This is a genomic window from Actinomadura sp. 6N118, from assembly GCF_044326415.1.
Taxonomy (GTDB): Bacteria; Actinomycetota; Actinomycetes; order Streptosporangiales; family Streptosporangiaceae; genus Spirillospora.
This window is the reverse complement of sequence record NZ_JBIRAZ010000017.1, coordinates 90,953-112,628: the sequence shown is the minus strand read 5'-3', so window position 1 is coordinate 112,628 and position 21,676 is coordinate 90,953. Positions and strand designations below refer to the sequence as shown.

Here is a 21,676-nt window from a genome sequence, read left to right as displayed (position 1 = left end):
GGGGGTCAGGTCACGTCCACTCCCAGGGCCTTGGCGATCGCTTTGGCCATGGTTTCGATGATGTTGGGCACGTAAAAGACCACTCCAATTCCGATCGCCAGAACGATGAATTGCACGAAACGCGTGATCTCGCGGGTGAACAGAAAAAATATCGCCACAATGGACACGATCACCAAGAACAACGGACCGAAGAACTGCCGCAGAAAGTCTGCGAGGTTGTCGGTTTTGAGCTCGTCGTTCGGCGGCGCCGCCAAGACCTCGTGGGGAATCGACGCCATGATGTGGTGCAGCATCGACCACTACCTTCCTAGGTCGGCGGGATATGAGGGGAAGACCAGACCCCGGGGTTGTCTCACGTCGCGGCCTCTCATGATGCGCCCTGTCCGGGTGTGCCGCGGATGTCTCTCACGAACCAGTTCGCGCCCTTCTTTACCATCTCGAGCTGGTATGCCTGCTCAAGCTCACCACCGTTGCCGGCTCCGGTGCCGGGGATCTGCCACACCACCGTCGCCGTGACCGTACGCTCGCCCACCGGACCCTTGGGTGCGATTACCTCCTTGACCTGGAAGTACGTCACCGAGCCAGCAAGACCCGAGAGCGCCTTGCCGTCGGCGTAGCGTGCCAGCGCCGCCGGCTCCCCCAGTGCGTAGGCCTGGAAGAACGGCCCCAGCACCTTCTGCAACTCGGCCTCCAGCGCCTGGTCACGATCGCGTACACCGGTCTGCGGGAGCGCCGCCCGCACAGGCGGCGGGAGCAGCGCCGGACGACCCGAGATCACCAGCGCGCCGTCCTTGGCATAGACCGGCACCGCCAAGCGGAACCACTTGTCCTGACTGCGGGCGAGGACGGTCACGGTCGCATTGTTGGCGTCCCGCGCGTCCACTCCGGCAACCTGCACTGAGTGAACCTGTAGCGTTCCGACGCCGTTCCAGCCGAATTGACCGTCCGCGCCCTCGGGGATGAACGCTCGTATTTGGGTCTCGCGCGCAGGCGCCGTCTTCTGATCGTAGTTGAGGTAGACGGTCGCGAACTGCATCGCGAACGCGCTCGCGGCACTGGCCGGGAACTGCGCGGCCTTGCTGGGCTTCGATGTTGTGGTGGATCCGGATTCGCTCGCGGTGAAGCGCTCGAATGGGGCCCTGATGCCGTTGAACAGGATGACGAGGATGAGCGCCCACAGGACCGCGCGTCCGAGCCAGACCCACCAGCGTCCACCCGAGCCACCCCAGCGACCGCCACCCCGGCCGCCGCCGTGCCGCTGCTTTGGAACGTCCCAAGGGTCGGCGGACGGGCCGAGGGAGGTCGCCGGGACCTCCTCGACAACAGCAGTCTCACGACCGTGTCTCACGGCCGACCTGCGAGCCATCACGCCTCCGCTCGCGCCTCGCCCCCGGTCGGCGCGTCGTCCTGTCCTGATCCTGTGCCGGTGTGGGTCATTCCGGACCCCACCACAGGCCCAGAGTAACCACGAGCGTCAATTGTTCCAGCGCATCGCGGCGAAGCACAGCCCCGGCACGCGGTTGTGGATAACGCAATCCACCTCAGTCCGAACCGGGAAGATTGCCAAACGGTGACGATCTCCTGTCCACCCGGGCGAAAGACGCGTCGCACTCCTATCCGCACAGGTACTCCGCCACGCCAGTTGCTTGTCGACCGGATGTCCATCCCGGACGACATCTCTTTCCCACCGAATCCGTCACTGTGTCGCTTTCGGGACAAACCTCCCTGCACACCCCGTACGCCACCCAACACCCCGCGTACAGAAACCGCTTAGTGGAACTCCATCCCCACCAACGCCCGAACGAGCCCGATACACGCGCGGCATGCAGCAGCGCCATACACGGATCCCCGCACAGACGTTGTATATCAGCGCTCCACACACACGACGCACGCACCCGCAGCACCCACCGCGCCCGAACAACGTCCAACCGCAGGTGACCTGCACCAAGCTGTGGGAGCAGAAGGCACACAGAGGGCCACCCGCGCTCAGGCAGCATGCGCGCGTGGAGGCCACGGCTGGTCGGCCCACAAGCAAAGGCCACACGAACGGAGAGATGCACGCGAGGGAAGGCTATGCGCACAAGAGCGGGCCACACACAGGCGGAAGGCCCACGAGAGTAACCGCACGCACGCTTGAAGGCCGCACGAGCACATGCGAGGAAGGACGACGCGACAGACGGGGCCACACGCGCGGGGATCGCACACCGTTGAGGGCCGCGCACGGGACACATGCGTGCACATGGCCTCGAGAACGGAAGGCGATACACGAGAGAGGCACCCCCGGCGGAAGACCGCACAGGTGGTGACACACGCGTAGGAAGCGACGCGCAGGCAGAAGGCCGCACGCGAGAGTAGGTCGCACGCGGGCGGGCCGCGCGTACGCGAGTGGGCCGCGCATGTGGGTGGTAGACGGCCTGTACGCGCGCATGCAGGCGTGTACGCGCGCATGCACGGGCAGGGGACCGCACGCGCGCATGCACAGGCAGAGAGCCGCACGGGCGCATGCACGGGCAGAGGGCTGCACGGGCACATGAGAGTGCTTCGCACGCGGGCGGGGCGGCGTGTATGGCGGTGGCTCGTACGGGCGGTTACGAGGCTGGGTTGCCGGGGTGGGTCGTGCGCATGAGTGAAGAGCTGCCTGGGGGCATGGGCGGTAGAACCTTGCGCTCGTGGACACGGGAGGCGTGTACACGGCACAGACCTGAACCACGCCGTTGGTGCAGAAGTGAGGCATATGAACGCTGTGCATCCAGCGTAGGCAGCGGCATACGGGAGTCATGTAGGCGACGCGTGCCTCAGGCTTTCCAGCACAACGGCACGCGACGGTCTTTGCCCGAGCCGGGATGGTGCGCCGAGCGAGATGTCAGCGCCTGGACATCGCGCGCTGAACTCAATGCTTGGCAGGCGGGCAGCACAACGCGGGGCCGCGTACGAGGTGAACGCCCGAGTCACACGAGCGGGACTGAGGGATAGCGGAGTAGCACGCAGCGGTGACATCCGGGCTCGTGGAGACCGTGCGGCCACGTCGTTAGACGTTGAAGCGGAATTCGACTACGTCGCCGTCTTGCATGACGTAGTCCTTGCCTTCCATGCGGACCTTGCCGGCGGTGCGGGCGGCGGCCATGGACTTGGCGGCCATCAGGTCGTCGTAGGAGACGATCTCGGCCTTGATGAAGCCGCGCTGGAAGTCGGTGTGGATGACACCGGCGGCCTCGGGGGCGGTGGCGCCCTTGCGGATCGTCCAGGCGCGGGATTCCTTGGGGCCGGCGGTGAGGTACGTCTGGAGGCCGAGGGTGTCGAAGCCGATTCGGACCAGCTGGGACAGGCCGGACTCCTCTTGGCCGAGGCTCTGGAGCAGCTCTAGGGCCTCGTCGTCGGGGAGTTCGATGAGTTCGGACTCGATCTTGGCGTCCAGGAAGATGGCCTCGGCCGGGGCCACGAGGTCGCGGAGCTTGGCGCGGAGGGACTCGTCGCTCAGCTCCTCCTCGTCCAGGTTGAAGACGTAGAGGAAGGGCTTGGCGGTGAGCAGGTGCAGCTCACGGAGGAGGTCCAGGTCGACCTTGTCTCCGGCGGCGAAGAGGGTGGTGCCCTCGTTCAGGATCTGCTGCGCGGTCTGGACGGCGTCGACTACGGCGAGCTGTTCCTTGTCCTTCTTGGTGCGGGCCTCTTTTTCGAGGCGCGGCAGGGCCTTCTCGATCGTCTGGAGGTCGGCGAGGATCAGCTCGGTGTTGATGGTCTCGATGTCGCGGGACGGGGCGACGTCGCCGTCCACATGGGTCACGTCGGGGTCGTCGAACGCCCGGATGACCTGGCAGATCGCGTTGGTCTCCCGGATGTTGGCCAGGAACTTGTTGCCCAGCCCCTGGCCCTCCGAGGCGCCCTTGACGATGCCGGCGATGTCGACGAACTCGATGGTGGCCGGGATGATCTTCTGGGAGCCGAAGACCCCGGCCAGTCCCTCCAGCCGCGAGTCGGGCACCCCGACCACACCGACGTTGGGCTCGATGGTCGCGAACGGGTAGTTCGCGGCCAGCGCGTCGTTCTTGGTCAACGCGTTGAACAGGGTGGACTTGCCTACGTTGGGCAGCCCGACGATTCCGATGGAGAGGCTCACGGCGGTCAAGTTTATTGGCCCGCCAGACCTCTTCCGCGCACGAACTCGGCGATGTGGCGGAAGGCCGCCTTGCCCTCGGGCATGTAGTCCGCGAAGACGTGGACCAGGCCGTCCCGCTCCTGGTAGACGGCCTCCACACCGGCGGCACGGGCTCGTTCGGCTACGTTCCGGGTGTCGTCGCGGAGGATCTCCGAGCCGCTCGTGCCTGCAGGCTCGGCGGGCGGCCGGCGATACTTCCGATTCACGGTCTTAGTAAACAGTGAGTCTAATTGTCGGGCGCGGCCGCCACCCTCGGCGCGTCGCGCGGATACTCCCCGTGTCCGCTGTCACGATGAACGGATGGATCTCGCGCTGCTCGTCGGCCTCGCCATCGGGGCGGCCTTCGGCGTGGTGGTCGGCTTCGCGCTCGCCACCGGGCGCCAGGGCGCCCTGATCGCGCGGGCGAAGGCGGCTGAGGAGAAGCTCGCCTATGCCGAGGAGCGCATGGCCGAGCACTTCGAAAGCCTCTCGTCCAAGGCCCTGGACGCCAGCAACCAGCGTTTTCTCGAACTCGCCGACGCGCGGCTCAAGGCCGCCGGTGTCGAGGCGGCGGGCGAGCTCGAACGCCGCAAGCTCGCCGTCGAGCACCTCGTCGCCCCGCTCCGCGAGACCCTGGCCAAGGTCGAGGAGCAGCTCCGCGAGGTCGAGACCGGCCGCCGCGAGTCCCATGCGATGCTCGCCCGCCAGGTGGACTTCGTACGGCAGAGCTCTGATCAGCTACGCGCCGAGACGCAGACCCTCGTCCGGGCGTTGCAGCGTCCCGAGGCGCGCGGCCGCTGGGGTGAGCTGCAACTGCGCCGGGTGGTCGAGCTGGCGGGCATGACCCACCACTGCGATTTCGACGAGCAGGCGAGCGCGGCGGGTGAGAACGGAACGGTCCGGCCCGACATGGTCGTCCGGCTGGTCGGCGGCAAGAACATCGTCATCGACTCGAAGGTGTCGCTCGCCGCCTACCTCCAGGCCGCCGAGACCGGTGAGCCCGTACGCCTGGACGCCCATGCCCGGCATCTCCGCGATCACGTCGAACGGCTCGCGGCCAAGTCGTACTGGCAGGCGTTCAGCCCCGCGCCCGAATTCGTCGTGCTCTTCATCCCCGGCGAGGCGTTCCTGGCCCCCGCGCTCGAACGCGACCCCAGCCTGCTGGAGTACGCGATGAGCCGGCGTGTGCACATCGCCACGCCCACGACGCTGATCACGATGCTCCGTACGGCCTCGTACGCCTGGCAGCAGGAGGCGCTCTCGCGGAACGCGCGGGCGGTGTTCGAGCTGGGCAAGGAGCTGTACGAGCGGCTCGGCACGATGGGCCAGCATGTGGACGAGCTCGGCCGCTCGCTCACGAACGCGGTCAAGTCGTACAACCGCACGGTGGGCTCCCTGGAGACGCGGGTGCTCGTCAGCGCGCGCAAGCTGAACGAGCTCGGCGTCGTGGAGACCACCCTCGACGGGCCGAGCCCGATCGAGGAAAGCCCTCGTTCCCCCTCCGCCGCCGAACTCTCCGGCGACCTCACCGCGGACCTCACCGCCGAAGAACACACCCATCTGGACGAGCTCACCACCAAGGAACAAGAACATCTGAACGCGCTCGCCACCAGATCCCGACGCTCCCCCCAGCCCTTCGACGACGGCGTTCCCGACGGCGAACACGCCGCCGGCGAGGCCCGCGAGGGCGAGCGACACCGACCCGGCTCAGGCTCGGAAACGGTAAGTTTCGGCGGACGGGCCATCCCCGAGCAGATTGATCGCAGGGAGAGGTGGCAATGAGTACATCGGTACGCGACGCGTCGGGTGACGCCTCGCCGGCTCCGGGGGGACCTGTGCGACGTGAGAGCCGCGCCTCGCGCTCCGCGGCCTCCGGAGGCGGGCCGATCGCCCTCACCGGGCGCGGCGGCATCGTGGTCGTGTTCGGTACCGGGCTGCTCGGGGCGCTGTTCGCCCGCTGGTTCGACCTGGCGATCCTGGCGGGCCTCGGGTTCACCGTCGGTTGCGCGCTCGCCGCACTCATGACCCGCCCGGCCGATCTGCTCACGCTCGCCGTCAGCCCGCCGCTGGTCTTCTTCGCCGTCACGCTCCTGGCCGAGGTCATCACCACGCTCGGCCAGGGTTCGCTGGTACGCGGCGTGACCGTCGGCCTGCTGACCACCTTGGCGGGCACCGCTCCCTGGCTGTTCCTGGGCACGATCCTGGTGATCGTCATCTCGGTCCCGCGCGGCCTCGTCACCGCGTTCAAGGACCTGCGCACCAAGCTCGCCGGTATCCGCCTCTTCGAGGAAGAGGAGAACGAGAACCCGGTCCGCTGGGACGAAACGCCCGCGACCCGCGGCCCGCGCCCGCGCCACGCGCGCAAGGAGGACCAACTCCCCCACAGCGAGGTCGACTAGACCCTGCCGAAACCCACTGAGGTAGGGCGGGTACGGAGGTCCCCTATGGGGTCAGGCGGCGCGGAGGTCCCTTACGGGTCAGGCGGTGCGGAGGTCCTTGCGGAGCTCGTGCGGGAGGGCGAAACGCATGCTCTCCTTGACGGACTCGATCTCCTCGGCGTCGCCGTAGCCGCGTTCGTCCAGCCAGGCCAGCACGCCCTGCACCAGCTCGTCCGGGACGGAGGCGCCGCTGGTGACACCGACCGTGCTGACGCCCTCCAACCAGGCCGGATCGATGTGCTCGGCGTAGTCGACCAGGTAGGCGTTGTCTGCGCCGTGCTCCTTGGCCACCTCGACCAGGCGCACCGAGTTGGAGGAGTTGGTCGAGCCGACCACGATGACCAGCTGGGCCTGGGCGGCCATCTCCTTGACGGCGACCTGCCGGTTTTGGGTGGCGTAGCAGATGTCGTCCGACGGCGGGTCCATCAGCTTGGGGAACCGCTCGCGCAACTTGGCGACCGTGGCCAGGGTCTCGTCCACCGACAGGGTCGTCTGCGACAGCCAGGCGACCTTCTCCGGGTCGCGGACCTTCACGTTGGCCACGTCGTCGGGCCCGTCCACCAGGTGGATGTGGTCGGGCGCCTCACCGCTGGTGCCGATGACCTCCTCGTGGCCCTCGTGGCCGATCAGGAGGATGTCGTAGTCGTCCTTGGCGAACCGTACGGCCTCCTTGTGGACCTTGGTCACCAGCGGGCAGGTCGCGTCGATCGTCTTCAGGCTCAGCCCGCGGGCCTCCTCGTGGACGACCGGCGCCACGCCGTGTGCCGAGAAGACCACGATGGACCCCTCGGGCACCTCCTCGGTCTCCTCGACGAAGATCGCGCCCTTCTCCTCCAGCGTCTTCACCACGTGCACGTTGTGCACGATCTGCTTGCGCACGTAGATCGGCGCCCCGTACTTCTGCAGGGCGATCTCAACTGCCTCGACGGCGCGATCGACACCGGCGCAGTAACCACGCGGCTTGGCGAGCAGGACACGGCGCTGGCTGGAGGAGGTCATGCCCCTATCGTACGAGGCGTCCCAGGCGACCCGCACCGCGTGCGCCATCACCCTCCCATGTCCCGGAGGCCCGGCGGACTAAGCTCAGGTGAAGCCCGCGATGTGACTCACTCCACGCCCTCTTTGGACAGATATCCATTAGGGCGGGGTGACCGGATTCGCACCTATGCGGCAAAGTGATGTTTGACAGACGGTGCCGAATCGACCCAGTCCAGTGATCAGGACAGCAGGGAGATGGAGAACGATGGTGAAATCGCCGCGCCGCCTCAAGCAGCAGGTGCAGGACACGGTGGGTGAACAGGTCCGTGACCTCCCGCTGCACGCGGTCCGGCTGGCCATGTTCGGCGTCGGCCGGGCGCTGCTGCTGAGCGACCGGGTGACCAAGGACTACAAGGAGATCACCGAGGGCGGCGGCGTCAAGCCCGTGCTCGGCAGGCTTCGCGACGATGTGCAGCACACCGCCGTGCAGGTGGTGGGCCGTGTGACGGAACGGGTACGCGGCACCGAAGAGCCCGATCCCGCACCGGCCAAGGCTTCCCGTACCGCAGTGACCGAGCCTCCGGCCCGTTCCAAGGCCACGGCGCGCACCGGCGGCTCGGAGATCGCGGTCGGCAAGCCGCAGACCGCCGCAAAGCCACAGGCCAAGCCCGCTACCGAGGCCAAGCCAGCCGCTCAAGCTAAGCCCGCCGCTGCGCCCAAGCCCACCGCTGAAGCTAAGCCCGCGGCTGCGCCCAAGCCTGCCGCTGAAGCTAAGCCTGCCGCTCAAGCCAAGCCCGCTGCCGCGTCCAAGGCCAAGCCGAAGCCCGAGCCCGAGTCGAAGCCTGCGCCGGAAGCCGCCACCGAGGCCGCTGAGCCGAAGGCCGAGTCCAAGCCCGAGTTCGAGCCGAAGCCCGAGGCCAAGCCCGCCGCGCCGGCCGAGGCGGAGAAGATCGCGGCTGAGCTGCCGGTGCCGAACTACGACGAAGCCACGCTGCCGCAGCTGCGCGCACGCCTGCGCGGGCTCTCGGTCGACCAGGTGAAGCTGCTGCGCGAGTACGAGCGCAAGCACTCCGCCCGTGCCGACGTTCTCAAGATGTACGAGAACCGCATCGCCAAGCTCAACGGCACCAGCTGACCGGCTGCGCTCAGGCACGACGAACGGCCTCCGGGAATCCGGGGGCCGTTCGGCTTTCTTCACACGATCACGGCAGGCGGGCGGCCCAGATGCCGCGTACGTGCCGGAGGTGATGGCGCATCAGTGCCTCGGCGGCGGCTGCGTCTCCGGCGGCGACGTGGTCGAGGAGTTCCAGGTGTTCGGCGGCCGAGGGCACCAGCTCGCCGCGTTCAGCGAGTGAGGGCACGCCGTAGAGACGCGAGCGGTGCCGCAGGTCCCTGACCACGCCGATGAGGTGGGCATTGCCGGCCAGGGCGAGGACCTCCAGATGGAAGGCCTGGTCAGCTTCGATGTACGCGAGGATGTCGCGGCGTTCGGCGGCGACGACGATGGCCTCGGCGAGCGGGCGCAGCGCGTGGACGGCCGAGACCGGCACCTCGGCGGGCACCGCGGCGGCGATCCTGCCGATCGTGGGCACCTCGATCAGCGCGCGTACCTCGGTGATCTCGTCCAGATCGCGTTCGGACAGCGCCGTCACCCGGAAACCCTTGTTGCGCACCGCCGTGACCAGGCCTTCCTTGGCCAAGTCGAGCATCGCTTCCCGCACCGGAGTGGCGGAGACGCCGAAACGTTCGGCGAGCGCGGGCGCGGAGTAGACGACACCCGGCCGCATCTCCCCCGCCACCAGGGCGGCGCGGAGGGCGTCGGCTATCCGTTCACGTACGTTCCGGCGCGCTCCGAGATCGGGCAGGTTCGGCTCGTCCCGTCCCGGCATGGCCGCTCCCTCGCTTCCCAGTCCCGTCGCCTCCCGGATGCCCGGCTCAGACACCGCCCAGATAGGCCTCCACCACGCGGGAGTCTTCGGCCAGCTCGGCCGCCGTGCCGTGCAGGACCGTGGTGCCGTTCTCGATCACGTAGGCGCGGTGCGCGATTTTGAGGGCGGCCTTGGCGTTCTGCTCGACCAGGAGGACGGCGGATCCGGAGGCGTTGATGTCGCGGATCACGTCCATCACTGCGGTCACGATCAGCGGCGCCAGGCCCATGGACGGCTCGTCCAGCATCAGCAGCCGGGGTCGCGCCACCAGTGCACGGCCGATGGCCAGCATCTGCTGCTCGCCGCCCGACAGCGTCCCGCCCTGCTGCCCGCGCCGCTCGGCCAGACGAGGCAGCAGCTCGTACACCTGGTCGATGCGCCGCCGCAGCTCACGCCCGTCCCGGACGAGGTGGCCTCCGAGCTGGAGATTCTCGTGAACGGTGAGAAGGCTGAAGATCCGGCGGCCCTCCGGCACGTGGACCACCCCGGCCGCGACCACCTTCGGCGCCGTGGCCTTCGTCAGGTCACGGCCGCCGAGCGTGATCCGTCCCGCCGCGGCACGGACGAGGCCCGAGATCGCCGAAAGCGTCGTCGTCTTACCGGCGCCGTTGTTGCCCAGCAGCGCGACGATCTCACCCTCGGCAACCGTGATGCTGAGGCCTCGAAGCGCCTGCACCCCGCCATACCGGACGTCGAGGTCGGTCACGTCAAGGAGGACCTGGTCGTCTGCGTGGGGCTGGTCGTCTGCCTTCAGGGACTGGTCGTCTGGCTTCACGGACTGGTCGTCTGGCTTAGTCGGTTCCACCGCGCACCTCCTCGCGGGCGGCGGCGAGTTCCTCCTCGTCGGCGTCCCGGCCCAGGTAGGCCTCGACGACCGCCGGGTCGCGGCGTACCTCGGCCGGGCCGCCGACGGCGATCTCGCGGCCGAAGTTGAGCACGACGACACGTTCGGAGACCTCCATGACCAGGCCCATGTCGTGTTCGATGAGCGCGATCGCGGTGCCCAGGTCGCGGATGCGCCGGATGAGGTCGAGAAGCTCGGCCTTCTCGGTGTGGTTGAGCCCGGCGGCCGGCTCGTCGAGGAGCAGCAGCTTCGGCCGCCGCGCCAGCGCCCGGGCGATCTCGACGCGGCGCTGTTCTCCGTACGGCAGGTTGCGGACGAGCCCGGCCCGTTCGCCGCGCAGCCCAACGAAGTCCAGCCAGCGGTGCGCCTCGTCCGTCGCCTCCTGCTCGCTTCGGCGGTAGCGCGGTGTGTGCAGCAGCGCGTCGAGGACGCTCTGCCGCAGCCACAGGTGCGTCCCGGCGCGTACGTTGTCGAGCACCGACAGCTCCGCGAAGAGCCGCGGGTTCTGGAACGTGCGGGAGACGCCGAGGGCGGCGATCGAGGCTGGACGGCGGCCCGTCACGGGCGTCCCGTCCAGCAGAACGCTGCCGCCGGTCGGCTTGTAGAAGCCGGTGACGCAGTTGAACGCGGACGTCTTGCCCGCCCCGTTCGGCCCGATCACCGAGACGATCTCTCCCGCGCCGACCTCGAACGACAGCCCGTCGATCGCACGCACACCACCGAAGGAAAGCCGCAGATCCGTCACCTGGAGCAGAGTCATGAGACGGGCTCCTTCGAACGAGCAGCAGTCCGCGCGGTCTCCTGCGACCGGTGCGGCCAGAGTCCCTGCGGCCGAACGATCATCACCAGGATCAGCAGCACGCCGAACACGAAGAACCGGTAGTCAGCCAGGTCGCGCAGCAGCTCCGGCGCCAGGCTGATGAACACCGCGCCGACGACCACGCCGGGCGTCGAGCCCATCCCGCCGAGCACCACCGCCATCAGCACCAGCGCCGACCACAGGAACGTGAAGCTCGGCGGCGAGATCGCGGTCAGGTGCGCGGCGAACAGCACGCCCGCCAGCCCACCCCACACGGCCCCGCCGATGTACGCCGCGAGCTTGACCTTGTACGTGTGCACGCCCATGGCCTCCGCCGCGTCCTCGTCCTCGCGGACGAACCGCCACGCCCGGCCCAGCCGCGACCGCCCGAGCCGTGCCGCGAGCAGCACGGCGACCGCCACGATGAGCACGGTCACGTAGTAGAACGCGGCGGGCTCGGTGAGGACGTCGTCGCCGAAGAGCCCCGGGATCCCGTAGATCCCCGACGGTCCACCGGTGATCTCCAGGTTGTTGGCGCAGATCCGGATGATCTCGCCGAAGCCGAGCGTCACGATCGCCAGGTAGTCGCTGCGCAGCCGCAGCGTCGGCGCGCCGATCACGATGCCCGCCACGACGGTCACGACGAGCACGGCCGGCACCGTGGCGATCAGCGGGATGTCCAGCTCGGCCGCCATGACGCCGCCGGTGTACGCGCCGACGGCGAAGAACGCGGCGTATCCGAGGTCGAGCAGCCCGCAGTACCCGACCACGATGTTGAGCCCGACCGCGAGCATCACGAAGATCGCGGCGCTGGTCATCACGTTCAGCGCGTACGGCGTCGCGATGATCAGCGGTGCGCCGAGCGCGATCGCCAGCCCGATCCAGCCCAGATACCGCGTCTCCATCAGCCGCGTGATGAGCGACGGCCCGCGCCCGCGCACCGGCTTGACCGGCGGCCCATGCTTGACCTGCGGCGTTTCGTCTTGCGACGCGTTCCCGGCGCTCATACGCGTTCCGTCACACGTTCACCGAGCAGGCCGGTGGGCCGCACGGTCAGGAAGAGGATCAGGCAGCCGAACGCGAACACGTCACGCCACTCACCGCCCAGCAGGTCGGTGCCGAACGACTCCAGCAGCCCCAGCACCAGGCCGCCGAGCATCGTGCCCTGCATGTTGCCGATGCCGCCGATGACGGCCGCGGTGAACGCCTTGAGCCCGATGATGAAGCCCATCAGGAAGTCGATCTTCCCGTAGTAGCCGCCCGCCATCACCCCGGCCGCGCCCGCCAGCGCCGACCCGATGAAGAACGTGCGCGCGATGACCGCGTTGACGTCGATGCCCATGAGCTGCGCGGCCTTGGGGTCCAGTGCGATCGCCCGCATCGCGCGCCCCTGGCGGCTGCGCATCACCAGCCAGTTGAGCGCGAACATCAGCCCGATCGCGATCCCGACGAGCACGAGCTGCTGCACCGTGATCCGAGCGCCCAGGACGTGGATCGTCGTGCCGCCGAGTCGCACCTGGTAGACCCGTGGATTGGGCCCGGCGACGATCCGCGTCCCGTACTCCAGCGCGAACGAGGCGCCGACCGCCGTGATGAGCAGCGACAGCCGGGGCGCGCCCCGGAGCGGCCGGTACGCCAGCCGCTCCAGCGCCACCCCGCCCATCCCGGTGACCGCCATCGTCGCGATCAGGACCAGCAGCAACGCCAGCAGCGACTGCGACTCGACGAGCCCGCCCATCGCGCCGAGCATCGCGAAGCCGGAGAACGCCCCGAGCATGTAGAGGTCGCCGTGCGCGAAGTTGAGCAGCTTGATCACGCCGTAGACCATGCTGTAGCCCAGCGCGACCAACGCGTAGAACGACCCGACGAACAACCCGTTCCAGACGAGCTGCGCCACTACAGCTTCTCCTGAAGCACGAACTTGCCGTCCTTGACGACCTGGATCTCGAAGCCGCCGACGATGGTGTGCTGCGGCGTGAACTTCAGCGGCCCGCTGAAGAGCTTGAAGCCGTCCATGCCCTCCAGCGCCTTGACGATCTTGTCGCTGTCGGTGCTGTCGGCCTTGGTGATGGCCTCGGCCGCCAGCCGGACGCCGTCATAGGCCTGGGTCGAGTACGGGCCGGGATCGGCGCCGAACTTGCTCTTGTACGAGGCGATCCAGCCCTCGGCACCCTGCAGGGTCGTGGGCGTCGGGGTCATCGTTGCGTACACGCCCTCCGCGTTCTTGCCGCCCGCGATCTGCGCGAACTTGTCGGCGACCGCGCCGTCCCCCACCAGGAACTTGCCCTTGTACCCCGCCTGCTTGAACTGCCGGACGAGCAGCCCGCCCTCGGAGTAGTAGCCGGTGAAGTAGATGTAGTCCGGCTTGCCCTTGAGCACGCTGGTGACGGCCGCCGAGAAGTCGGTCTCCTTGGGCGTGATCGCCTCGTTCGCGGTCTTGTCCGGCGCGCCCGGCTTGTCGAGCTCGGCGGCCGTACGGTCGGCGATGTCCTTGGAGTACGAGGTGTTGTCGTGCATCACCGCGACCTTGGTGGCGCCGTCCTTGCTGAGCCACTTGACCGCGGCGGCAGCCTGCTGGTCACCCGTACCGTTGATCATGAAGACGTGCTTGAGCTTCTGCGCCGCGAGCTCGGCGGAGTTGGCCACCGGGATGATCATCGGGATCTTCGCGCGGTCGAACACCGGCAACGTCGGCAGCGTCGCACCCGAGCAGTAGCCGCTCACCGAGACCTTCACGCCCGCCGAGACCAGCTTGTTGGCCGCCGCGACCGCGGTCTTGGGGTCGCACGCGTCGTCCTCGGCCCGCAACTCCAGCTTCCGGCCGCCGAGCACTCCGCCCTTGCCGTTGATCTCGTCGATCGCCAGCTGCGCGCCGTTCTTCATGTACGGCCCGATCTCGGCGCTGTCGCCTGACAGCGGGATGTCCATGCCGATGAGGATGTTGCCCTTGTCCTCATCGTCGCCGCCGCCCAGCAGTCCCTGCCCGCAACCCGACGCCGCCAGCCCACCGGCCAGCACGACCGCGAGAACGCTCCGACTCCGCTTCATGGGGATTCAGCCTCCTTGGTGAGATCCTCCCCCGACCTGACCCGGCGCTGTGCTGTGTGACATTGCACACAGGGACATTGATACCCCTCTCCCTGAATGCGGTCAATACCACAATCGCCACTCGGCCTGGCCGCAATCAGCCGTAGGCTTCCGCCATGGCGATGGAGACCTCTGCGGAATCACCCGTCCCCGTCCGGACCGTCCTCCAGGCCGTCGGGGGCTGGATCGGCAAGCTGGGCCGCATCTGGGTCGAGGGCCAGATCACCGACCTCAACGCCCGCGGCGGCACGGTCTACCTCACGCTCCGCGACCCGGTCGCCAACATGTCGGTCCGCGTCGTGGGCCCCCGCGCTGTCTTCGAAGCCGCAGGCCCAGCCGTCACCAACGGCGCACGCGTCGTCATCCACGCCAAGCCCGACTTCTGGATCAACCGCGGCACGTTCTCCCTAAGTGCCATCGAGGTCAAACCCGTAGGTGTGGGCGAGCTACTGGCCCGCCTAGAGCGCCTTAAACAGCTCCTGGCCTCCGAGGGCCTCTTCCGCCCCGAACGCAAGAAGCCACTCCCCTTCTTGCCCCACAAGATCGGCCTGATCTGTGGCCGTGACTCCGACGCCGAGCACGACGTCCTCAAGAACGCCCGCCGCCGCTGGCCGGCCGTCGCGTTCCAGGTGGAGAACACCGCCGTCCAGGGCCACTACGCCGTAGGCGAGGTCATGGAGGCCCTCCGCAAGCTCGACGCCGACCCCGACATCGAGGTCGTCATCATCACGCGCGGCGGCGGCTCCATGGAGGATCTCCTCCCGTTCTCCGACGAGGCCCTCATCCGCGCCGCGTCGTCCGCCCGCACCCCGATCATCAGCGCCATCGGCCACGAGCAGGACAGCCCGCTCCTGGACCTCGTAGCCGACGTCCGCGCCTCGACCCCCACCGACGCCGCCAAACGAGCCGTCCCCGACGTACGCGAGCAGCTCCAACTAGTCCGCCAGCTACGTGACCGAGGCCGCCGCTGTCTTTCCGGCAACCTGGACCGCGAAACAGCCTGGCTCACAGCGATGCGCTCCCGCCCCGCCCTAGCCGACCCCATCCGCGAGATAGAGCGCCAAGCCGAGCAGGCCGCATCTCTCCGAGACCGAGCCCGCCGCTGCCTGTCCTCAGCCCTCGACCGTTCATCCGACGAGCTCTCCCACACAAGAGCCCGGCTCCTGTCCCTCTCCCCCGCCGCCACCCTCAACCGCGGCTACGCCATCGTCCAGCGCGCCGACGACTCGGTCGTCCGAAGCAACACCGACGTCAAACCCGCCGAGCCCCTCCACATCCGCCTCGCCGAAGGCCACCTGAACGTGACCGTCACAGAGGAGCCATAAGGTAAACGGCGTGGCCGAAGAGAAGCTGACCTACGAACAGGCACGCGACGAACTAGCCGACGTCGTCCGCCGCCTAGAAGCCGGTGGCCTGACCCTGGAGGAGTCGCTCTCCCTCTGGGAACGAGGCGAAAAACTAGCCACAACCTGCGAAGAGTGGCTAGAAGGCGCAAGAGCCCGCCTAGCCGCCGCCCTAACAAAGCCCGCCGAAGGCGAAGAACCGCCCAGCAACGGCACCCCCTTCTGACTCCAGGACGGCGAACGGGCCGGTTCCCCTTCCGGGGAGCCGGCCCATTTCACTGTGTCTGTCGTGCTAGGTGCTTGCTAGGTGGCTATCAGCCGCAGTGCGACCAGCCGCTGTACCACTTGGTGTTGCCGATGGAGCCGCCCCACCTCACGCACTTCTTGCCCGCAGCCACCTTGACGGGGCCTGCGTACTGCGTGAAGTTGCCGGTGTCGGTCTTGGCCTTGCCGCCCTTGGGCTGGAGGAAGGCCGACATCTTGACCTTCTTGCCCTTGCCCTTGACGGTGATCACGCAGTTGTTCTTGTTGGCCTTGTTGTAGCCCAGGTAGACCCGGCCCGCCCTGCCCAGGGCGCGCGAGTCGATCTGCTTGAAGCCCTTGCCGCAGATCTTGGCGACGGGGCTGGCGGGCGGCGGGGTGCCGCCGCCACCGCAGGACTTCAGGTACGCCGGGCCCGGGTACGGGAAGCGGCGGCCCTCGAAGGACACGGCGATCGGCGGGTAGGAGTTCGGGCTGCGGCGCAGCTCGTAGTGCAGGTGCGAGATCATCTTGTACTTGGCGCTGGAACGGCCGACGGCGCCGATCTTCTGGCCCTTCCTGACCGTCTGGCCCACCTTGACCGAGCGGTACTTCAGGTGCGCGTAGACGGTGGTGTAGCGACCCGCGTGCTGGACGTAGATGACGTTCCCGTAGCCGCTCGAGGTGCTGTAGAACGAGCGCACCACCTTGCCGGCCGCCGAGGAGACCACGGTCTTGCCGTTGTCGGCCTCCCCGCTGTTGCCCCAGTTCCAGTCGATCTCGTACCTGGTGTGCGCGCCGCTACCGGTGCTGCCGCGCCAGGTCTGGCCACACGGGAACGGCATCTGCAGCCGCGGCATCGCGGCGGCGGAGGCGTCCTGGGCAGCGATCTTGGCGGCGGGCTTGCTCGCGGGGGCGTCCGAGCTCGTCGCGACGCCCACGCCGGTGGCGACCAGCCCGGCGGCGGCCACACCGCCGCCGATGAGGATCGCGGTCTTGCGCTTGATGTTCATATGTGTTCGTGCCTCTCGTCTGACCCTTGATGAAGCAGGCGAAACCGACGCGTTGCCGCGTTCAGATCTCACGGACGTGTCGTCAGCCGCAGTGGGACCAGCCGCTGTACCACTTGGTGCCGCCGATGTAGCCGCCCCACTTCACGCACTTGTTGTTCGCGGCGGACCGGACCGGACCTGCGTACTGCGTGAAGTTGCCGGTGTCAGCCTTGGCCTTGGCACCCTTGACCTGCAGGAAGGCCGACATCTTGACCTTCTTGCCCTTGCCCTTGACCGTGATCACGCAGTTGTTCTTGTTGGCCTTGTTGTAGCCCAGGTAGATGCGGCCCGCCCTGCCCAGGGCGTGCGAGTTGATCTGCTTGTAGCCCTTGCCGCAGATCCTGGCGACCGGGCTGGCAGGCGGCGGAGTGCCGCCGCCGCCCTTGCAGGCGGTCAGGGTGACGCCCGGGCGGGGCTGCGGGTACGGGAACCGCTTGCCCGAGAAGTACGCGGCGACCGGCGGGTACTGGCCGTTCTTGCGGACCTCGTAGTGCAGGTGGGCGGTCATGCCGCTGTTGCTCGGCCGGGTGGTGCGGCCGACCGCGCCGATCTTGGTGCCGGGCTTGACCTTCTGGCCCACCTTGACCGAGCGGTACTTCATGTGGGCGTACCAGGACTGGTAGCCGCCGGAGTGCTGGACGACGACGTGGTTGCCGTAACCGCTCTGGTTGACGTGGCGCGTCGAGCGGATGACGGTGCCCGCCGCGGCGGCGACGACCGTGCGGCCCTCGTCCACGTTGGACAGGTCCCGCCCCTGGTTGAAGTCGATCTCGTACTTCGTGTGGGCGCTGCTGGCGGTGGTGTCACCGCGCCACTTCTGTCCACAGGGGAACGGGAGGCGGAACGCGGGCATCGCGGCGGCCGAGGCGTTGTCCGCGGAGACCGGGGTGGCGGTCTTCGGGGGTGCCGCGTTGCCGGATGTGGCGACCATGCCGCCGATGACGAGGCCGGAAGCCACGGCCACGCCGCCGGTGGCGACGATGACCTTGCCCTTCCAACTGCTCAAAATATGTGTCACTGCATCGTCCTTCGGTTCTGACCCTTGGTGCGTGCATGTGATCATGCAGATGCGCATGAGATCATGACAAACGCCGGGGGTCAGTGGGAAGCGAACCCGCAACTTTGTGACAAATATTGTTTAAATCGCCTGGTCTGGACAAATATTGCCAGCGTTTGGACATTTGCTGTGACCAGTCAGGACGCCGGAGTCGACCCCGCTGGGAGCTTGGCTCCCTGCTTCGGCTGCGGCTTGAGCGCGGCTGCGAGCACCGCGAGCTCCTCGTACGGCGCGGTGCCCGTCACCACGAGCGACACACCGTCGGGCAGGGTGCGCGCGAGGGAATTGGCCTTCTTGTCCTTGCGGTAATACGTCGTCCAGGTGATGCCATTGACCTGCATCGAGCCGTTCGGCTTCTTGTTGTTGGTCATTCGGTGGACGTACTGGGAGGCCTTCTCGTTGCTCTGTTCCAAAGCGGCATAATGCCTGCCCGGCGTCATGAAGCCGAGGTGCCAGGCGACCGGCCCCTTGCCGTTCAAACCGTTGATTCTTGAACTAGTCGGCCGCCACGTCGCGGGCAGTCCGGCCGGCGCCCACACGGTGTACGGGGCGTCCGTGGCCATCGCCCACTGCTGACCGCTGTAGTCGACGGTCGGCAGGACCTCTTTGTCGCTGCGCGGAGTGATGAGGTAGATCACGCCCACCAGGACGAGGCACGCCGCCATCGCGAGCGTGAAGCCCCCCAGCCCGGTCGTCAGCCGCTTGTAGACCCCCGGCGCCACCTCCACCGTCGGCCGTCCACCGGTCACCGGAGCCTGAGCCGAGGCCGCCTCGGCAGCCGGGGCTCCGCCCTCACGTCCGGCGGCCGAAGCGTCGCCCGGGCCCTCAGCCTCCCGGGCCTCGCTCTCGTGCTCGGCGGCCGGGGTCTCGCCTTCTCCTTCGGCGGGTGCCGGGGGGCCCGCGGGCTCGTTCGGCGCCGGAGCGGCGGCGGGGTCGGTGGATGAAGGGGTCTTGTCCGTCACCTTCCCAGGATCCACCACGGTCAGGTCTGCTCCGTACCGGGGTTCCTGATCGTGCCGACGATGGCCATGATCTCGTCGGCCATGCGGCGGGAGGCCTCTTCGTCGTCGCTCAGGGAGACCTCGGAGACCGCGCCAGCCATGGCGCCGGTGAGGACCACGACCAGGGCCTCGTCCACGCCGCCGTCGGCGGTGTGGAAGAGGGCGGCGTTGCGGCGGGCCCACTTGTTGAGGCGCTGGCGCATGACCCGGTCGAATCCGGGCGGGCCGTCGCCGGAGATGAAGAGGCGCGCCACGCCGCGTTCGGCCAGGCAGCCGTTGAGGTACGCCCCGGCGCCGGCGATGAACTGCCGCATCGGGTCGGTCTCGCCCGCCTCCCGGACGGCGTTGATCGCCTCGCGGGTGCGCTCCTGCTGGCGGACCTGGAACTCCTCGAACAGCGTCAGGTAGAGGTCGGCCTTGCCGTTGAAGTGGTGGTAGAGGCTGCCCACGCTGGCGCCGGCCTTCGCGACGATGTCGGTGACGGCGGCCTGGGCGAAGCCCGCCTCGCAGAACACGTCCCGCGCCGCGGCCAAAAGCGCGTTGCGCGTGGCGGCCCCGCGGTCCGAGGTCGTCCGGGCGGGCGTGTCGGCTTCCGTGGCCGGCCCGGCGGACGGGACATCGATCTCGCTGCTCATGAACCGAGAGATTACGCCCTCTCACGCTGCTGGAACGATCCCTCCCTCTCCGCGGCCGGGAAAACACACGTCGCGGTGGGTGACGCCGCCTGCCTGGTCTGGTCCAATTTGAATCCCAGGGCAGGTCACACGGAGAATCCGAGTCATCCGCCGACCTAAGGGGCTGCTTCGCATGTCCGACGAATCCACCGTCTCCTCGCCGCTCGCCACCGAGCCTGCGGCCCCGGACCGGAACCTGGCGATGGAACTGGTCAGGGTGACCGAGGCCGCCGCCATGGCCGCCGCGCGCTGGGTGGGCAGGGGCGACAAGAACGGCGCCGACGGCGCCGCGGTCAACGCCATGCGCCAGCTGATCAACACCGTGTCCATGCGGGGCGTGGTGGTGATCGGCGAGGGCGAGAAGGACAACGCCCCGATGCTCTACAACGGGGAGGAGGTCGGCGACGGCAGCGGCGCGGAGTGCGACGTGGCGGTCGACCCGATCGACGGGACCCGCCTCACGGCTCTGGGCATGAACAACGCCATCGCGGTGCTGTCGGTGGCCCCGCGCGGCTCGATGTTCGACCCGTCCGCGGTGTTCTACATGGAGAAGCTCGTCACCGGCCCCGAGGCGGCCGACGCGGTCGACATCCAGCGGCCGATCGCCGACAACATCCGGGCGATCGCGCGGGCCAAGCACTCCACGCCCGAGGACGTGACGGTCGTCATCCTGGACCGGCCCCGCCATGACGGCATGGTCAAGGAGATCCGGGAGGCCGGCGCCCGGGTGAAGCTGATCACCGACGGCGACGTGGCCGGGGCGATCATGGCCGCCCGCGAGGGCACCGGAGTGGACCTGCTGCTGGGCATCGGCGGTACGCCCGAGGGCATCATCGCGGCCTGTGCGATCAAGGCCCTGGGCGGGGTGATCCAGGGCCGGCTGTGGCCGCAGGACGACGCCGAACGCCAGAAGGCGATCGACGCGGGGCACGATCTGGGCCGGGTCCTGACCACCGATGACCTGGTCATGTCGGATGACGTGTTCTTCGCCGCGACCGGCATCACCGACGGCGAGCTCGTCGACGGGGTCCGCTACAGCAAGGGCACCGCGTTCACCCACTCCCTGGTGATGCGGTCCCGCAGCGGGACGATCCGCACGGTCTCCAGCGAACACCAGCTCAACAAGCTCCGCGCCTACAGCGCGATCAACTTCGACACGGCGGTCTAGCCGGCAGAACGGCCGCGAGATCGGCAGGAGGGGCCGCGAGATCGGTCTCGCGGCCCTGATCTGTTACGGCTCTACCTGTTGCGGCCCAGGCGCCCGCGGAAACGCTGGCGGAAGGTCTGCTTGGGGGCCCGCGCCCGGATCGAGCCGAAGATCATGGTGCCGCTGATCTCGACCGTGGGGCCCTCGTGGGCGGGCCGGGTACGGAGATCCCGGGTGCTGACGAACGTCCGGCCGGTCACGTCCACCCGCACGCCCTCGGGAACGAGGATCCGGATCCGGCCGCCGAGGACCATCGAGTCGAGCACGACGTGCCGCCGCTGGAGCACCGCCTCGCGCAGGTCCAGCTCGACCGTGCCGAAGAGCGCGACCAGGGGCAGGCGGACGGGGACCACCCAGCGGCCCTCGCGGCGCGTACGGCCGAACAGGATCGAGATGGGACGGTCGTCGACCAGGATCGGCTGGGCCTCTTCGGGGCTGAGGTCGGTGGTGAGGCCGGTCAGCTCGCCCAGAGTCCGCGCGGCGTAGGCGGCCGAGGTGCGCTCGGAATGCTCCTCCATGGTGAGCCGCCCGTCCGCGAGCGCCTCGCCGAGCACATCGACCACGCGCTCCCGGTCGGCGTCGGAGGCGCGCAGATCCCGTACGGGGGTCGCCTGATCAGCGGGGGGACGTCGGCTCGGCAGGTCCACGTTATGAAGGGTAGAGGACGACGACCGGAGCGAAGCGAGGATCGTCGTCCGACCACGCGGGGGTGTGGGGGTCGCCCCCCACAAAAGCAGGGACGACGACCGCAGCGAAGCGAGGATCGTCGTCCGGCACCTGCGGGGGTGTGGGGGTCGCCCCCCACAAAGGCAGGGACCGAGGCCGTTGATCGGCTGACCGTGAATGGACGGAAAATCTGTGGGGATTTGTCTGGTCCTGTGCTTATCGTGGCGAAC

22 protein-coding genes are annotated in these 21,676 nt (G+C 68.5%); 6 read left to right on the top strand and 16 right to left on the bottom strand.

Annotation, left to right across the window (positions count from 1 at the left end):
• Positions 1 to 5: 5 nt before the first annotated feature.
• The 4 genes from ACH34W_RS36820 to ACH34W_RS36805 all read right to left on the bottom strand — a co-directional run bounded on the left by ACH34W_RS36820 (position 6) and on the right by ACH34W_RS36805 (position 4,359).
• Entirely contained in the window at positions 6 to 293 is a 288-nt protein-coding gene (locus tag ACH34W_RS36820; protein ID WP_395965790.1) for a hypothetical protein, read from the bottom strand.
• Positions 294 to 367: 74 nt separating this feature from the next.
• Positions 368 to 1,348 carry a conjugal transfer protein gene (locus ACH34W_RS36815; protein WP_395965789.1) on the bottom strand — a complete coding sequence of 327 codons (981 nt, stop codon included), beginning with the start codon at positions 1,346 to 1,348 and terminating at the stop codon, positions 368 to 370.
• A gap of 1,680 nt (positions 1,349 to 3,028) precedes the next feature.
• Positions 3,029 to 4,114, bottom strand: coding sequence for a redox-regulated ATPase YchF (ychF, locus tag ACH34W_RS36810; protein WP_395965788.1), 1,086 nt, complete (start codon positions 4,112 to 4,114; stop codon positions 3,029 to 3,031).
• A gap of 11 nt (positions 4,115 to 4,125) precedes the next feature.
• Positions 4,126 to 4,359, bottom strand: coding sequence for an alpha/beta hydrolase (locus ACH34W_RS36805; protein ID WP_395965787.1), 234 nt, complete (start codon positions 4,357 to 4,359; stop codon positions 4,126 to 4,128).
• A gap of 94 nt (positions 4,360 to 4,453) precedes the next feature.
• On the opposite strand from ACH34W_RS36805, the gene rmuC reads away from it, so the two are divergent.
• Together rmuC and ACH34W_RS36795 are read left to right on the top strand one after the other, a co-directional pair.
• Entirely contained in the window at positions 4,454 to 5,914 is a 1,461-nt protein-coding gene (gene rmuC, locus ACH34W_RS36800) for a DNA recombination protein RmuC (protein ID WP_395965786.1), read from the top strand.
• Positions 5,911 to 6,531, top strand: coding sequence for a DUF6542 domain-containing protein (locus tag ACH34W_RS36795; protein ID WP_395965785.1), 621 nt, complete (start codon positions 5,911 to 5,913; stop codon positions 6,529 to 6,531). The genes rmuC and ACH34W_RS36795 overlap by 4 nt, the downstream gene beginning before the upstream one ends.
• Positions 6,532 to 6,609: 78 nt before the next feature.
• Here ACH34W_RS36795 and ACH34W_RS36790 read toward each other — a convergent pair whose 3' ends face one another.
• Positions 6,610 to 7,569 carry a 4-hydroxy-3-methylbut-2-enyl diphosphate reductase gene (locus tag ACH34W_RS36790; protein ID WP_395965784.1) on the bottom strand — a complete coding sequence of 320 codons (960 nt, stop codon included), beginning with the start codon at positions 7,567 to 7,569 and terminating at the stop codon, positions 6,610 to 6,612.
• A 244-nt stretch (positions 7,570 to 7,813) separates the two neighbouring features.
• Here ACH34W_RS36790 and ACH34W_RS36785 point away from each other — a divergent pair, with 244 nt between their 5' ends.
• Positions 7,814 to 8,683 carry a hypothetical protein gene (locus ACH34W_RS36785; protein WP_395965783.1) on the top strand — a complete coding sequence of 290 codons (870 nt, stop codon included), beginning with the start codon at positions 7,814 to 7,816 and terminating at the stop codon, positions 8,681 to 8,683.
• A 67-nt stretch (positions 8,684 to 8,750) separates the two neighbouring features.
• Here the strand turns inward: ACH34W_RS36785 and ACH34W_RS36780 are convergent, their stop codons facing one another.
• Genes ACH34W_RS36780 through ACH34W_RS36755 form a run of 6 tightly spaced genes read right to left on the bottom strand, consistent with a single transcriptional unit; the run spans position 8,751 to position 14,167 of the window.
• Positions 8,751 to 9,437, bottom strand: a complete 687-nt coding sequence (locus tag ACH34W_RS36780; protein ID WP_395965782.1) for a GntR family transcriptional regulator — start codon at positions 9,435 to 9,437, stop codon at positions 8,751 to 8,753.
• A 46-nt stretch (positions 9,438 to 9,483) separates the two neighbouring features.
• Positions 9,484 to 10,230 (bottom strand): ABC transporter ATP-binding protein, encoded by a 747-nt coding sequence (locus tag ACH34W_RS36775; protein ID WP_395965896.1) that lies wholly within the window; start codon positions 10,228 to 10,230, stop codon positions 9,484 to 9,486.
• A 37-nt stretch (positions 10,231 to 10,267) separates the two neighbouring features.
• On the bottom strand, positions 10,268 to 11,080 hold the full coding sequence (locus ACH34W_RS36770; protein WP_395965781.1) for an ABC transporter ATP-binding protein: 813 nt from the start codon (positions 11,078 to 11,080) through the stop codon (positions 10,268 to 10,270).
• Positions 11,077 to 12,126, bottom strand: coding sequence for a branched-chain amino acid ABC transporter permease (locus tag ACH34W_RS36765; protein ID WP_395965780.1), 1,050 nt, complete (start codon positions 12,124 to 12,126; stop codon positions 11,077 to 11,079). Before ACH34W_RS36765 ends, ACH34W_RS36770 begins: the two co-directional genes overlap by 4 nt.
• Positions 12,123 to 13,016 (bottom strand): branched-chain amino acid ABC transporter permease, encoded by an 894-nt coding sequence (locus ACH34W_RS36760; protein WP_395965779.1) that lies wholly within the window; start codon positions 13,014 to 13,016, stop codon positions 12,123 to 12,125. Before ACH34W_RS36760 ends, ACH34W_RS36765 begins: the two co-directional genes overlap by 4 nt.
• Positions 13,016 to 14,167: a branched-chain amino acid ABC transporter substrate-binding protein gene (locus tag ACH34W_RS36755; RefSeq protein ID WP_395965778.1), complete on the bottom strand. Its 1,152-nt coding sequence runs from the start codon at positions 14,165 to 14,167 to the stop codon at positions 13,016 to 13,018. The genes ACH34W_RS36760 and ACH34W_RS36755 overlap by 1 nt, the downstream gene beginning before the upstream one ends.
• Before the next feature lie 155 nt (positions 14,168 to 14,322).
• Here ACH34W_RS36755 and xseA point away from each other — a divergent pair, with 155 nt between their 5' ends.
• Both xseA and ACH34W_RS36745 read left to right on the top strand, forming a co-directional pair.
• Positions 14,323 to 15,531, top strand: coding sequence for an exodeoxyribonuclease VII large subunit (gene xseA / locus ACH34W_RS36750; RefSeq protein ID WP_395965777.1), 1,209 nt, complete (start codon positions 14,323 to 14,325; stop codon positions 15,529 to 15,531).
• Positions 15,532 to 15,541: 10 nt separating this feature from the next.
• Positions 15,542 to 15,775, top strand: coding sequence for an exodeoxyribonuclease VII small subunit (locus ACH34W_RS36745; protein ID WP_395965776.1), 234 nt, complete (start codon positions 15,542 to 15,544; stop codon positions 15,773 to 15,775).
• A gap of 88 nt (positions 15,776 to 15,863) precedes the next feature.
• On the opposite strand, the gene ACH34W_RS36740 is transcribed toward ACH34W_RS36745, so the two are convergent.
• The 4 genes from ACH34W_RS36740 to ACH34W_RS36725 all read right to left on the bottom strand — a co-directional run bounded on the left by ACH34W_RS36740 (position 15,864) and on the right by ACH34W_RS36725 (position 19,534).
• Positions 15,864 to 16,802, bottom strand: a complete 939-nt coding sequence (locus ACH34W_RS36740; protein WP_395965775.1) for a M23 family metallopeptidase — start codon at positions 16,800 to 16,802, stop codon at positions 15,864 to 15,866.
• Positions 16,803 to 16,884: 82 nt separating this feature from the next.
• On the bottom strand, positions 16,885 to 17,859 hold the full coding sequence (locus ACH34W_RS36735; RefSeq protein WP_395965774.1) for a M23 family metallopeptidase: 975 nt from the start codon (positions 17,857 to 17,859) through the stop codon (positions 16,885 to 16,887).
• 176 nt (positions 17,860 to 18,035) lie between these two features.
• The gene (locus ACH34W_RS36730; protein WP_395965773.1) at positions 18,036 to 18,860 is read right to left on the bottom strand and encodes a DUF4245 domain-containing protein; all 825 of its coding nucleotides are present in this window, start codon (positions 18,858 to 18,860) and stop codon (positions 18,036 to 18,038) included.
• A 20-nt stretch (positions 18,861 to 18,880) separates the two neighbouring features.
• Positions 18,881 to 19,534 carry a TetR/AcrR family transcriptional regulator gene (locus ACH34W_RS36725; RefSeq protein ID WP_395965772.1) on the bottom strand — a complete coding sequence of 218 codons (654 nt, stop codon included), beginning with the start codon at positions 19,532 to 19,534 and terminating at the stop codon, positions 18,881 to 18,883.
• A gap of 172 nt (positions 19,535 to 19,706) precedes the next feature.
• On the opposite strand from ACH34W_RS36725, the gene glpX reads away from it, so the two are divergent.
• Positions 19,707 to 20,741, top strand: a complete 1,035-nt coding sequence (glpX, locus tag ACH34W_RS36720) for a class II fructose-bisphosphatase (protein WP_395965771.1) — start codon at positions 19,707 to 19,709, stop codon at positions 20,739 to 20,741.
• 71 nt (positions 20,742 to 20,812) lie between these two features.
• Here glpX and ACH34W_RS36715 read toward each other — a convergent pair whose 3' ends face one another.
• Positions 20,813 to 21,427: a DUF1707 domain-containing protein gene (locus ACH34W_RS36715; protein WP_395965770.1), complete on the bottom strand. Its 615-nt coding sequence runs from the start codon at positions 21,425 to 21,427 to the stop codon at positions 20,813 to 20,815.
• Positions 21,428 to 21,676: the final 249 nt, after the last annotated feature.